Annotated in this window: 15 protein-coding genes; 10 read left to right on the forward strand and 5 right to left on the reverse strand. The window is 69.0% G+C overall.

Going from position 1 to position 12,960, the window contains the following annotated elements; genetic code table 11:
- Positions 1 to 34 precede the first annotated feature (34 nt).
- Positions 35 to 577, reverse strand: coding sequence for a DUF6264 family protein (locus ABC271_RS10885; RefSeq protein WP_412924889.1), 543 nt, complete (start codon positions 575 to 577; stop codon positions 35 to 37).
- Entirely contained in the window at positions 574 to 1,614 is a 1,041-nt protein-coding gene (locus ABC271_RS10890) for a 4-hydroxy-3-methylbut-2-enyl diphosphate reductase (protein ID WP_412926135.1), read from the reverse strand. The genes ABC271_RS10885 and ABC271_RS10890 overlap by 4 nt, the downstream gene beginning before the upstream one ends.
- Positions 1,615 to 1,703: 89 nt before the next feature.
- On the opposite strand from ABC271_RS10890, the gene xseA reads away from it, so the two are divergent.
- From xseA to ABC271_RS10925, 7 genes are read left to right on the forward strand one after another with little or no spacing between them, the layout of a single operon-like run.
- Positions 1,704 to 3,017, forward strand: coding sequence for an exodeoxyribonuclease VII large subunit (gene xseA, locus ABC271_RS10895; RefSeq protein WP_412924890.1), 1,314 nt, complete (start codon positions 1,704 to 1,706; stop codon positions 3,015 to 3,017).
- A gap of 1 nt (position 3,018) precedes the next feature.
- On the forward strand, positions 3,019 to 3,258 hold the full coding sequence (locus ABC271_RS10900; protein WP_412924891.1) for an exodeoxyribonuclease VII small subunit: 240 nt from the start codon (positions 3,019 to 3,021) through the stop codon (positions 3,256 to 3,258).
- The gene (locus ABC271_RS10905; protein WP_412924892.1) at positions 3,258 to 3,890 is read left to right on the forward strand and encodes a DUF4245 family protein; all 633 of its coding nucleotides are present in this window, start codon (positions 3,258 to 3,260) and stop codon (positions 3,888 to 3,890) included. Before ABC271_RS10900 ends, ABC271_RS10905 begins: the two co-directional genes overlap by 1 nt.
- Complete coding sequence (locus ABC271_RS10910; protein ID WP_412924893.1) at positions 3,887 to 4,546, forward strand: carbonic anhydrase; 660 nt, start codon at positions 3,887 to 3,889, stop codon at positions 4,544 to 4,546. The genes ABC271_RS10905 and ABC271_RS10910 overlap by 4 nt, the downstream gene beginning before the upstream one ends.
- A 32-nt stretch (positions 4,547 to 4,578) precedes the next feature.
- Positions 4,579 to 5,973 carry a class II fumarate hydratase gene (locus ABC271_RS10915; protein ID WP_412924894.1) on the forward strand — a complete coding sequence of 465 codons (1,395 nt, stop codon included), beginning with the start codon at positions 4,579 to 4,581 and terminating at the stop codon, positions 5,971 to 5,973.
- Between the two features lie 44 nt (positions 5,974 to 6,017).
- Entirely contained in the window at positions 6,018 to 7,430 is a 1,413-nt protein-coding gene (locus ABC271_RS10920) for a sensor histidine kinase (RefSeq protein ID WP_412926136.1), read from the forward strand.
- Positions 7,427 to 8,083 carry a response regulator transcription factor gene (locus tag ABC271_RS10925; RefSeq protein WP_412924895.1) on the forward strand — a complete coding sequence of 219 codons (657 nt, stop codon included), beginning with the start codon at positions 7,427 to 7,429 and terminating at the stop codon, positions 8,081 to 8,083. Before ABC271_RS10920 ends, ABC271_RS10925 begins: the two co-directional genes overlap by 4 nt.
- Before the next feature lie 264 nt (positions 8,084 to 8,347).
- Here the strand turns inward: ABC271_RS10925 and phoH2 are convergent, their stop codons facing one another.
- Positions 8,348 to 9,715: an RNA 5'-3' helicase PhoH2 gene (gene phoH2 / locus ABC271_RS10930; RefSeq protein WP_412924896.1), complete on the reverse strand. Its 1,368-nt coding sequence runs from the start codon at positions 9,713 to 9,715 to the stop codon at positions 8,348 to 8,350.
- Between the two features lie 177 nt (positions 9,716 to 9,892).
- Positions 9,893 to 10,666, reverse strand: coding sequence for an isoprenyl transferase (locus ABC271_RS10935; protein ID WP_412926137.1), 774 nt, complete (start codon positions 10,664 to 10,666; stop codon positions 9,893 to 9,895).
- Between the two features lie 155 nt (positions 10,667 to 10,821).
- Here ABC271_RS10935 and trhA point away from each other — a divergent pair, with 155 nt between their 5' ends.
- Entirely contained in the window at positions 10,822 to 11,514 is a 693-nt protein-coding gene (gene trhA, locus ABC271_RS10940; protein WP_412926138.1) for a PAQR family membrane homeostasis protein TrhA, read from the forward strand.
- Between the two features lie 27 nt (positions 11,515 to 11,541).
- Here the strand turns inward: trhA and ABC271_RS10945 are convergent, their stop codons facing one another.
- Positions 11,542 to 11,814, reverse strand: a complete 273-nt coding sequence (locus ABC271_RS10945; RefSeq protein WP_412924897.1) for a hypothetical protein — start codon at positions 11,812 to 11,814, stop codon at positions 11,542 to 11,544.
- Between the two features lie 63 nt (positions 11,815 to 11,877).
- On the opposite strand from ABC271_RS10945, the gene ABC271_RS10950 reads away from it, so the two are divergent.
- Together ABC271_RS10950 and greA are read left to right on the forward strand one after the other, a co-directional pair.
- Positions 11,878 to 12,273, forward strand: a complete 396-nt coding sequence (locus tag ABC271_RS10950; protein WP_412924898.1) for a DUF4307 domain-containing protein — start codon at positions 11,878 to 11,880, stop codon at positions 12,271 to 12,273.
- Positions 12,274 to 12,383: 110 nt separating this feature from the next.
- A complete protein-coding gene (gene greA, locus ABC271_RS10955; RefSeq protein ID WP_412924899.1) occupies positions 12,384 to 12,875 on the forward strand; it encodes a transcription elongation factor GreA in 492 nt (163 codons plus the stop codon).
- The last annotated feature ends 85 nt before the right edge of the window (positions 12,876 to 12,960 follow it).

The following is a 12,960-nucleotide window of genomic DNA, read 5'->3' on the forward strand; positions in this document are numbered from 1 at the left end:
GTCGAAGAGAACACGGGATGCCAGGCCCGAAGGTTCAGTTCGTGACAGCGCCGGTGAGAGCCGACATGAATGCCGGATCCGCGGTGAGGGCGATGGTGATGCAGATGCCCGCGACGAGGGTGGTCCCGACGAAACCGACGAGCGGCACCCAGAAGGAGATACGTCCGCGGCGCAGGCGCCGCCAGGTCAGCCAGGCCGTGATCAGGTAGCCGACACCGTAGACGACGGATGCCACGGCGCCCCACGCGTAACCCGCCGAGAGGGCTGTGTAGGTGGCGTCGACGCCGAGGAGCTGTGCCGCACGCTCGGCGTACCCCGGGAAGTCCAGCAGTTGGACGATCGTGGAGATGACCGACACGAGGCCGTACACCAGTAGAACGAACGTGGCGACGCGATCGGCGAGCGGTCCTCGGGCGCGCGTCGAGGCAGCCGAGGGAGCGGCGGCCTGCTCGGGCGGCGGGGCAACCCCCGCCTCCAACGCCTCGGTCACCTGGGGGCGCTGGATGCGCGCGCGCTGCTCCTCCGGGGTGGCGTACTCGCCGAACTGCGGACGCGGGCGGGCGTCACCGTCGCTCACGCGCGACCCCGGCCGCCCAGGGCGCGCTGGTCGCGCTTGCCCGCGGCATCCTGACGCAGTTCCTTCGGAAGCGAGAACATGAGGTCTTCCTCGGCCGTGCGGACCTCTTCGACGTCGCGGTAGCCCGCTCCGGCGAGCTCCTGCAGCACTTCGGTGACGAGCACCTCGGGAACCGACGCGCCGCTGGTGACACCCACGGTCTCGACGCCCTCGAGCCACTCCTGACGCACCTCGTCGACGTAGTCGACGCGGTACGCGGCCTTCGCGCCGTGCTCGAGCGCGACCTCGACGAGGCGCACGCTGTTCGAGGAGTTGGCCGACCCCACGACGATGACGAGGTCCGCATCGCGGGCGACCTTCTTGATCGCGACCTGCCGGTTCTGCGTGGCGTAGCAGATGTCGTCGGACGGCGGATCCTGCAGCTCGGGGAACCGCGTCCGCAGACGACGGACGGTCTCCATCGTCTCGTCGACCGACAGGGTGGTCTGCGAAAGCCAGACGACCTTCGACGGGTCACGCACCTCGACGGTGTCGGCGTGCTCCGGGGAGTTGACGACGGTGACGTGCTCGGGAGCCTCGCCGGCCGTGCCCTCGACCTCTTCGTGCCCCTCGTGCCCGATGAGCAGGATCTCGAAGTCGTCGCGGGCGAACCGGACGGCCTCGCGATGCACCTTGGTCACGAGAGGGCAGGTGGCGTCGATCGCCTGGAGGTGCCGATCGGATGCCGCCGACACGACGGCGGGAGAAACCCCGTGCGCGCTGAACACCACGTGCGAGCCCTCGGGCACCTCGTCGACTTCCTCGACGAAGATCGCACCCTTCTTCTCGAGCTCGGTCACGACGTGGATGTTGTGCACGATCTGCTTGCGCACGTACACCGGGGCGCCGTAGCGCTCGAGCGCCTTCTCTACGGCGATCACGGCGCGGTCGACACCCGCGCAGTAACCGCGCGGCGCCGCCAACAGCACCTTCTTCTGTCCGTGGACGGGGATATCCTGGAGCCGCCCGCGTCGACCCGGGATCCGGGGAACGGGCAGGTGGACGGCAGGTGTGCTCACCCCTCGATTCTACCGGGGCGCCCCTGGACGACGGCCGAACCGCCCACCACCGACCCACACGAGAGAGCATGACCTCCTTCCGACCCGAAGCCGTCGAGGGCCAGGCGCCCCCGGCCGACTCCGTGCATCCGCGCGAATCCCGCAACGATGCCCCCACGTCGGTCTCGCGCCTGAACGACACGATCCGCGGCTTCATCGAACGGTGGGGGTCCGTCTGGGTCGAGGGCGAGATCACCTCGTTCAACCGTCGCGGCGGCAACGTGTTCGGCCGTTTGAAAGACCTCGGCACCGAGTCGACCGTCGCGTTCCGGATCTGGTCGAGCACGCTCGCCCGTCTGCCCAAAGATCTGCAGGTCGGCGATCACGTCGTCGCGTGCGTCAAGGCTGATTACTTCCCGCGCACAGGTGATTTCTCCTTCGCCGTGTCGGCGATGCGGCACGTCGGTCTCGGCGAGCAGCTCGAGCGTCTCGAACGCCTCCGCGTGCAGCTGCGGTCCGAGGGCCTGTTCGATCCCGCGCGCAAGAAGAAGCTGCCTTTCCTCCCCCACTGCATCGGCCTCATCACGGGCGAGAACTCGGATGCCGAGAAGGACGTGCACCGCAACGCCGAGCTGCGCTGGCCACAGGTGCGATTCCGGACACGCTATGCCGCGGTGCAGGGCGACCGGTGCGTGCCCGAGACCCTCGCGGCGCTGAAGGCGCTGGATGCCGACCCCGAGGTGGACGTCATCGTCATCGCGCGCGGAGGAGGCGATCCGCAGACCCTGCTCGGCTTCAGCGACGAACGCCTCGTGCGGGCGGTGGCAGCGGCATCCACCCCCATCGTCAGCGCGATCGGCCACGAGAACGATCGTCCTCTGCTGGACGACGTCGCCGATGTGCGCGCCTCCACCCCGACGGATGCCGCCAAGCGGATCGTGCCGGACGTCAGCGAGCAGCGCGCCCTGGTCGCGCAGCTGCGCGCGCGCCTGACGAGTCGGCTCACCCAGCGGGTTCTGCACGACATCGCCCAGCTCGAACAGCTCCGGTCCCGCCCCGCCCTTCGCGCGCCGCACTCGATGCTCACGGCGCGCGCGCAGGAGGTGTGGATGCTGGCGACACGCGGCCGCGACATCGTCGACCGGCGGCTGCAGAGTGAGGAGCGGCGCACGCGCGAGCTGCGGGCGTCCCTGCGGGCGCTCTCGCCGGAGGCCACGCTCGCGCGCGGCTACGCCATCGCGCAGGTCGCCGGCGGCGGGATCGTGCGCGACGCCGGCCAGGCGCCGGCGGGCACGCGCGTCATCGTGACCGTGGCCGACGGAGCCTTCGGCGCCTCCTCCACAGGCGCGATCGACGCCACCGACTCCCCCGCCGACGGCGGCCCCTCCGACGGGCGCGCCTAAGATGGATGCCATGACCGCGACGCCTTCCGGCTCCCCTGCCGACGTGGCGTCCCTGTCGTTCGAGCAGGCCCGCGACGAGCTCGTCCGCGTGGTCGCCGAACTCGAGCAGGGGGCTCCCACGCTGGAAGAGTCCCTGGCGCTCTGGGAACGCGGCGAACGCCTCTCGGCCCGCTGCGAGGAGTGGCTCCTCGGCGCCAAACGTCGGCTGGATGCAGCCCGTGGCGAGGGCGAGGAGTCCTGATGGCCCGCGTCGTCGCCGAACTCGGCCGTCCTGAGACGCCGGAAGAGACCGCAGCCCGCAAGGCCGAGTCCTCGCGCCGCTACCGCTCGAGCAAGACGTTCCGCAATCTCCTCGCCGCGCTGCTCGTGACCGTGGGCGTCGTGCTCGTGGTGATCGCGGCCGTCCCGCGAGGCGAACCGGCTCCGCGCCCCCAACCCGACGTCCCCGCTCTCGCGGCAGAGTTGTCCGACGACCTCGGCCGCCCCGCCCTGTCGCCTGCCCTTCCCGACGGCTGGCGCGTGAACCAGGCCATGACCGAAGGACAGGGCGGAACCGAGGCGTGGACGATGGTCTACGTCCGGTCCGGCGAGTCCGGATTCGTGCGCGTCGCGCAGGGTCTCAACACCGGCGAGGAATGGGTGGCGCAGATCCTCGGGGGCGCGCGCAGCAGTGAGACGATCACGATCGACGGGATCGAGTGGGACGTCTACCGACCGAGCGACCCCGAGAGAGCCGGCAACATCACGTACGCGCTGTCGACCCCGGCCGGCCCCGACCAGGTGCTGATCTACGGCGACGCGAGTCCCGAGACGACCGCGATCGCCGCGGCATCCGTCACCGCCCAGATCCGAGAACTGAGAGAGGCCCCGTGAGCGAGCGCTTGACCCCCCGTGCCGTGTGGAATCAGATGCTCGAGGGCAACCGCCGCTTCGTCTCCGGCGAACCCGCACACCCCCGCCAGGACGTCGAGCGGCGCACCGAGCTCGCGAACCAGCAGCACCCCAACGCGGCGCTGTTCGGCTGCTCCGACTCCCGCCTCGCGGCCGAGATCATCTTCGACCAGGGGTTGGGCGACCTGTTCGTCGTCCGCAACGCCGGACAGGTCATCTCCGACTCCGTCATCGGCAGCCTGGAGTACGCGGTGGGCGTGCTGGAAGTGCCGTTGATCGTGGTCCTCGCGCACGACGCGTGCGGAGCCGTCGGGGCCGCGATCGACAGCACCGGCGTCGACGCCCCCAACCTGCCCCCGTACATCTGGCGCCAGATCGCTCCGATCGTGCCGGCCGTCCGCCGGGTGATCCGGGAAGAGGCCGCCGCCGGCCGGGCGACCGCGCACGTGGACGCCGAGCTGGTGGGCCGCGAGCACCTGCGCCACACCGTCGCCGACCTGCTGCGGGCCTCCGAGTTGATCGCCGAGGCCGTGGCCGAGGGCCGGGTCGCGGTCGTGGGCGCCAACTACCGACTCGACGATGGGGAAGCCGTCCCCATCGTCAGCGTGGGCGACGTGGACGAATCCCGCGCCGCCTGAGACCGAACGAAACGATCCGGAGGAACGACGACGTGACCGACATCGAGTACCGCATCGAGCACGACACCATGGGCGAGGTGCGGGTGCCGAAGGACGCCCTCTACGCCGCGCAGACCCAGCGCGCGGTGGAGAACTTCCCCATCTCGGGTTCGGGACTGGAGTCGACCCAGATCGCGGCACTCGCCCGCATCAAGAAGGCGGCCGCACTCGCGAACAAAGAGCTCGGCACCCTCGACCCACGGATCGCGGACGCGATCGCGCAGGCCGCCGACGCGGTCATCAAGGGCGATTACGACGCGCACTTCCCCGTCGACACGTACCAGACCGGCAGCGGCACCTCCTCGAACATGAACATGAACGAGGTCCTCGCCACTCTGGCCACCCGCATCCTCGGCGAGACGGTCCACCCCAACGACCACGTCAACGCCTCGCAGTCGTCGAACGACGTCTTCCCGACCTCGGTCCACATCGCCGTGACCCAGGCCCTGATCGACGACCTCATCCCGGCACTGGACCACCTCTCGGTCGCTCTCGAGGCCAAGGCCGAGGCGTGGAAGGGCATCGTGAAGTCCGGTCGGACGCACCTCATGGATGCCACGCCCGTCACGCTCGGCCAGGAGTTCGGTGGCTATGCCCGTCAGATGCGCCTCGGCATCGAGCGCGTGCAGGCCGTCCTCCCCCGCGTCGGCGAGGTCCCCCTCGGTGGCACGGCCGTCGGCACGGGCATCAACACGCCGCTCGGGTTCCCGCAGAAGGTCATCGAGCTGCTCGCTGCCGAGACCGAGCTGCCCATCACCGAGGCGCAGGACCACTTCGAGGCCCAGGCCAACCGTGACGGCCTCGTCGAGGCATCCGGTGCCCTCCGGACGATCGCCGTCTCGCTCACGAAGATCAACAACGACATCCGATGGATGGGGTCGGGCCCCAACACGGGCCTGGGCGAGCTCCACATCCCCGACCTGCAGCCCGGCTCCTCGATCATGCCGGGGAAGGTCAACCCCGTCGTTCCCGAAGCAACCCTCATGGTGTGCGCACGGGTCATCGGCAACGACGCCACCGTCGCGTGGGCGGGCGCGTCCGGATCGTTCGAGCTGAACGTCGCGATCCCCGTCATGGGTACGGCGCTTCTGGAGTCGATCCGCCTTCTCTCGAACGCGATGCGCGTGCTGGCTGACAAGACCATCGACGGCCTCGAGGCCAACGTCGCCCGCGCGGAGGCATTCGCCGGGATGTCTCCGTCGATCGTCACGCCGCTGAACAAGGTCATCGGCTACGAAGCGGCGGCGAAGATCGCCAAGCACTCCGTGGCCAAGGGCATCACGGTCCGTGAGGCCGTCATCGACCTCGGCTACGTCGAGCGCGGAGAGATCACCGAAGAGGTCCTCGACGCCAAGCTCGACCTGCTGTCGATGACCCACCCGGGCTGAGCCGAACCCTCGCTGACGCCGAGGACCGCCATAATCAGAGGATGATGCGCCGCGTGAGACCTGTCTCCGCGCGCGTGCGACTTCTCGCGGCGATCCTCGGCGTCGTGCTGCTCGGACTCATCATCGCCGGCGGAGTGACGTTCTTCGTGCAGAGTGAACGCGTGCTCGCCAATGCGGGGCGGCAGTTGGACGGCTTCGTCTCGACGGTGTCCACCAGTGGTCAAGACCCGGCCGACCTGGTCGCGGCCGCCGTGCCCGGCCGCACCGACGGCACCCTCGCTCTCCGCCGCACCACGGTCCTCGCGACCACTCCCGCCCCTCCCGGGCTGCCCCTCGCCGACGATGAGGCCTTCCTGCGAGACCTCAGCGCTGCCCTGGATCGCGGCGAGATGCGCGGCCGTCTTTCCACCGCGGTGGGCCCCGTCCTCTATGCGGCGGTCGCCGAGGGCGACGCCACGATCGTCCAGGCCATCTCGATCGACCAGCGCATGGAGCTGGTCACCCTCTCCACCTCGACCTATGCCATCGCGGGCGCGATCGTCGTGCTCGCCGTCGGCGTGGCCGGCTGGTTCGTCACGGGTCGGCTGTTCTCACCGCTGCGCAAGCTTCGCGACACCACCGACGCGATCACGATCGCCGACCTGGGCGCGCGCGTCTCCGCGGACGGCAACGACGAGATCGCCGATCTGACCGCGTCGGTGAACTCCATGCTCGACCGCCTCGCCATGTCGGTCGCCGCCCAGCGCCAGTTGCTGGACGACGTCCGTCACGAGCTGAAGACCCCGATCACGATCGTCCGCGGCCACCTCGAGACCATGAACCCCTCCGATCCGGACGATGTCGAAGAGACCCGCGATCTCGGGATCTCCGAGCTCGACCGGCTGTCCCGCCTCGTCGACGACATCGATGCGCTCGCGGATGTCGAGGCCGGTTCGCTCTCGGCGGGAGTGGTCGACGTGGGGGCATTGACCGACCGTGTGGGCGAGCTGGTCGCGGCGATCCCCGAGCACACCTGGACCATCGAAGCGCGTGGCCGCGGGCGCATCGTCGGCGACCACGACCGTCTCGTCCAGGCGTGGCTGCAGCTCGCCGACAACGCCGCGAAATACACCCCGGCGGGGAGCCCGATCGAGATCGGCAGCGCCACCGACGACGCGGCAGCGAGCTTCTGGGTCCGCGACCACGGCCCCGGCATCCCCCCGGCCGCTCGGCACCGCGTCTTCCGCCGCTTCGACCGCGTCTCGACGCGACGCGGCGTCGAGGGGTCGGGTCTCGGACTGTCGATCGTGGAGGCGATCGCCAAGGCGCACGACGGGCACTGCACCATCGCCGACACCCCGGGCGGGGGCGCGACGCTCACACTCCGTATCCCGCTCGGTGGAACCCACGCCCCCACTGACCTTCCGACGCCGGTACGCGCCGGCGACGTCGTCCTGCAAAGAGAGGCCACCGGATGACCCGCATCCTCATCGCGGAAGACGAGGAGCGCATCTCGGCGTTCGTGGCGAAGGGTCTGGAGGCCGCCGGCTATCAGACCGTCATCGTGGACGACGGAGCCGCCGCGCTGGAGATGGCTCTCGCCGGCGACGCCGACCTCCTGCTGCTGGACGTGGGCCTGCCGTCGATGGACGGATTCGAGGTGCTCAGGAACCTTCGCGGCCAGGGGGCCTCGATCCCGGTCATCATGCTGACCGCCCGCACCAGCACCCGCGACACCGTGGACGGTCTCGATGCCGGCGCGAACGACTACGTCGCCAAGCCCTTCAAGTTCGACGAGCTTCTGGCGCGAGTTCGCTCCCGCCTCCGCGAGCCGGTGTCGCTGGGCACGATCACGATCTCGCATGGCGATATCTCCCTCGACGTCCACACGCGCCGTGCCTCCGTCGGCGGACGCGAGGTCGACCTCAGCGCCCGTGAGTTCGCGCTGGCGGAGGAGTTCCTCCGGCACGCCGGTCAGGTGCTGAGCCGCGAGCAACTCCTGAGCCGAGTGTGGGGTCTCGACTTCGATCCCGGGTCCAACGTGGTCGATGTCTACGTGCGGTACCTCCGGGCGAAGTTCGGAGCAGGACGCATCGTGACGGTCCGCGGGGCGGGCTACCGCTGGGAGTAGTCCCCCAAAACCCAAAAACCCCCGGTGGGGGGAACCGGGGGGATGGGGAGAAGGTTCGCGGCGGTCTTCCGACGTACCCGAAACGGCGGTGACCTGCGCGGCGAACCGATCTCTTTTTCATTTATTGGGGGGAACCGCCGAGGCGGTGACGAGGTCTCCCTCGCCTCTGGAATAACTCTGTCCGGTCCCCGTGAGAAAGCGGGGAGGTGCAGATGAGAAACCTCTCATCTGCACCTCCCCGACGAACGGTAGGCGGGTCGGCGATCAGGACAGTTCGCCGGCCTCCAGCAATTCGGTCACGAGCGCGGCGATCGCGGAGCGTTCCGACCGCGTCAGGGTGATGTGACCGAACAGGCTGTGACCCTTCAGCGTCTCGATCACCGACGCGACACCGTCGTGCCGCCCGACGCGGAGGTTGTCGCGCTGCCCGACGTCGTGGGTGAGCACGACCCGGGAGTTCTGGCCGATGCGGCTCAACACCGTGAGGAGGACGTTCCGCTCCAAGGACTGCGCCTCGTCGACGATCACGAACGCGTCGTGCAGCGAACGGCCGCGGATGTGAGTCAGCGGCATCACCTCGAGGAGACCACGTGCGAGCACTTCTTCCAGCACGTTGCTCGAGACGAGCGAACCCAGGGTGTCGAAAACGGCCTGACCCCACGGGTTCATCTTTTCGGCCTGGTCACCGGGCAGGTACCCGAGCTCCTGCCCTCCGACGGCGAACAGCGGACGGAAGACGATGATCTTCTTCTGCTGCTGCCGCTCGAGGACGGCCTCCAAGCCGGCGCAGAGCGCGAGCGCCGACTTGCCCGTACCCGCGCGCCCGCCGAGGGAGACGATCCCCACCTCCGGGTCGAGCAGGAGGTCGAGCGCGATGCGCTGTTCCGCGGAACGACCATGCAGCCCGAAGGCATCCCGGTCGCCGCGGACGAGCCGGTATTCACCGTCGCCGGTGACGCGGCCCAGCGCGGAGCCACGCTCGGAGTGGATGATCAAGCCCGTGTTGATGGGCAGCCCGCGCACGTCATCACTGGAGGCGACCTCCGCCTCGTACAGGTCGCTGAGGTCGTCACCGGACACATCAATCGATGAGATGCCCGTCCAGCCGGAGTCCATCGCCTGTTCGGCGAGGTACTCCTCCGCGGACAGGCCGAGCGACGAGGCCTTGACGCGCATCGGGAGGTCCTTCGAGACGACCGTGACCTCCGCGCCGTCCCGCGCGATGTTCATCGCGACGGCGAGGATGCGGCTGTCATTGTCACCGAGGCGCATGCCCGAGGGGAGAACCGACGGGTCGGTGTTGTTGAGTTCGACCCGCAGCGTGCCGTCGGTACCCACAGGAACCGGGAAGTCGAGGCGGCCGTGCTCGATGCGCAGCTCGTCGAGGTGTCGCAGCGCCTGCCGGGCGAAGTACCCGATCTCGGGATCGTGACGTTTACCCTCGAGCTCCGTGATCACCACGACCGGAATCACGACCGAATGCTCGGCGAAGCGGAAGAACGCCCGCGGATCGCTCAACAGAACGGAGGTGTCCAGAACGTACGTGCGCAGAGCCTGATCGGCTGAGGCATCCGGTTCCGAAACACTGCTGTCGACGACGTTCCGCTGGTCGTACGGTGCTCGTGCAGTCACAACCCACTCCCGACCCGGGTGTCTCACCCGGCTGTCACGAGTCGACCTGTGGGTCACGAGTCGCGATCCGAAGGCCGACTCGATCGGGCTCCGTGCCCGATGACCTCACCGTAAGGCCTCGCGCGGGCCCGTGGGGTCGCGAACACGCCCGGAAAAATGACGAGTACGTTAACGCTGCTACTGACCAAATCGCCGGTCGCGCTTGGTGAAGTCGCGGATGGCTCGGAGGAAGTCCACCTCGCGCAGATCGGGCCCGAGGGCCTCGACGAAATAGAACTCCGAATGAGCCGACTGCCACAGCAGGAAGTCGCTGAGCCGCTGCTCCCCCGACGTGCGGATCACGAGGTCGGGATCGGCCTGGCCACCGGTGTAGAGATGCTCACCGATCTGCTCGGGCGTGAGGCTCGCCGCGAGTTCCTCGAGCGAACCTCCTCGCTCGTCGTGCTTGGCGATGATGCTCCGGACGGCGTCGACGATCTCGCTACGCCCGCCGTATCCCACGGCGAGATTCACGTGCAGACCGGTGTGCGATCGGGTGCGTTCGGTGACCTCGCGCAGCACCTCGGCCAGCCCCGGCGGGAGGTCGTCGGCGCGACCCACGTGCTGCACCCGCCAGTCGGGTTCGTGCGACAGCTCACGGGCGAGTTCCGCGATGATCTCGATGAGGTCCTCGAGTTCGCGGGAGTCGCGCTTGCGGAGGTTGTCGTTGGACAGCAGGTAGAGCGACACGACCCGGATGCCGAGATCGTCGCACCAGCGCAAGAACTCGTGCATCTTGGCCGCCCCGGCGCGATGGCCGTGCGCGGCGCTGTCGAAACCGAGCTGCCGGGCCCACCGCCGATTGCCGTCGATCATCATGGCGACGTGATGCGGGACCGTCGTCGGCATCTGACGGCGAAGGCGCTGGATGTACAGCCGGTAGAGGACGCCCCGCCCCTCGTTTCTCCACACTCGCGCCACCCGCCCACGCTACCGCGTCGCGCCCGCCACGTCGTGCTGCGAGGCGCCTCCCGGCGAGCCGCCCGAAGCGGCATGTACACGACGGGGTATGGGGATCGACGTAGGGTCGAAGCGTGACATCCTTCCCCGCCGGCGACGGACCCGAGATGCCCCAGCTCCCCCTGTTGGAGGCCGGGGCCGTCGGTGCGCAGGCGGACCTGAAGCCCACGTGGCGCGGATGGATCCACGCCGGTACGTTCCCCGTGGCGATCGCCGCCGGGATCGTCCTGATCACCCTCGCGCAGGGCACTCCGGCGAAGTGGGCATCGGCCGTGTTCATGGCGACCTCGATGCTGCTGTTCGGGAACTCGGCGCTCTACCACCGGTTCGACTGGAAGCCGAAGACGAGGGTCCTGCTCAAGCGCATCGACCACGCGAACATCCTGCTGCTGATCGCGGGAACGTATACGCCGCTCGCCGTCCTCGCGCTCCCGACCCCGCAGACGATCCTGTTGTTGTCCATCGTCTGGGGCGGCGCGATCCTCGGCATCTTCTTCCGGGTGTTCTGGATCAACGCACCCCGGTGGCTCTATGTCGCCCTCTATCTCGCCCTCGGTTGGGCGGCGGTGATGTACATCGGTGACCTCCTCACCGCGAACGTCGCCATGATGGTGCTCGTCGTGGTCGGCGGCGTGCTCTACACCGCCGGCGCCATCGTGTACGCCCTGAAGCGACCCAACCCGTGGCCCGGCCACTTCGGCTTCCACGAGATCTTCCACGTGTGCACGGTGCTGGCGTTCCTCTGCCACTGGACCGCGTGCCTGCTGATCGCCCTCGCACCGGCATACCACGGCGGCTGACGACGGGACCGTCCCCGCGAGCCGTCCTCAGCTGCGGGGAGCGTCAGGATCGATGTCTTCGTCGTCGGTCTCGCTGGCTCGCTGTGCCGCTCTCGCCTGCTCCTCGGCATCCAGTTCCGCGTTGACCTCTTCGCGGTACCGTCCGCGACGGATGCGGCGCAGCATGTCCCACACGAGCAGGAACACCGCCACACCGATGAAGGCGACGGCGGCGAACCCGAGCGGGCCCGGGGTCACGATCGATTCGTCAGGAGTCGACGGGGTGGGCGTGGCCGCGAGGGCCGCGAGCGCGGTGAGCATGGAGTCCTTCGGTCCGGGCGGAAGCGCGTAGCCTGGAAGTCCAGCCTAAAGCCCGGGGAGACCATGACGACGCAAGCCGTGCTCGACGATCGCTACGGCTGCACCCGGTCGCCACGGCGGCGCATCGCGCTGTGGAGCATCGTCGGCGTCGTGGCGCTCGGTCTGACGGTCGCCCTCGGGTGGACCACGGTCGCCAACAGCCTCGCGTCGGTGACGTCCACCGACACCGGCTTCACGGTCACGGATGCCGAGCACGTCTCGATCTCGTTCCAGATCACCGCACCCGTCGGGCAGCCGGTCGCGTGCGCGATCGAGGCCCAGGATGAGGATCACGGCACCGTCGGCTGGCGCGTCGTGGAGTACCCGGCATCCGACGATCACACCCGGGCGTTCTCGGAGGAGATCCCTACGCTCGCGCTCGCGACGACGGGTTTTGTCAACTCCTGCTGGGTGCCGTAGGCTTTTTCTTCAAGACGCGCCCTGGCTCGAAGCCAGGGCGTTCGACATATGTCCCGGCGGACGCGCTCTCGACGCCCACCCCGCCGGTCCGATCGACGAAGGAGACCACCGTGTCCAGCGACGCTCAGGTGACGTTCCTCACCCAGGATGCCTACGACCGTCTCGCCCACGAGCTCGAGCACCTCTCGACCACGGGCCGCGAAGAGATCGCGAAGCGCATCGAATCCGCCCGCGAAGAGGGCGACCTCAAGGAGAACGGCGGCTACCACGCCGCCAAGGACGAGCAGGGCAAGCAGGAGGCGCGCATCCGCACCCTCCAGCAGCTGCTGAAGGACGCCAAGGTCGGCGAAGCCCCCGAGAGCACCGGCGTGGTCGAGTCCGGCACCGTCGTGACGGCGATCATCGCCGGGGGCGAAGAGAAGTTCCTCCTCGGCAACCGCGAGATCGCCGTCGACTCCGAACTCGACGTGTACAGCGAGGCCTCCCCCCTCGGGGCCGCGATCCTCGGCATGAAAGAGGGCGACAGCGGCGCGTACACCGCCCCCAACGGCAAGCAGATCTCCGTCGAGATCGTGAAGGTCGAGACCTACTCGGGTCAGTGACCCGAAGACGCCGCGAGCCGCTCCCCCGACCGGGTGAGCGGCTCGTCGCGTCGTGGGGTGCACCATCGGTGCCACGTCGTTCGGG

The sequence above is a fragment of the Microbacterium canaveralium genome, assembly GCF_047238045.1.
In the GTDB taxonomy this organism is placed as follows: domain Bacteria; phylum Actinomycetota; class Actinomycetes; order Actinomycetales; family Microbacteriaceae; genus Microbacterium.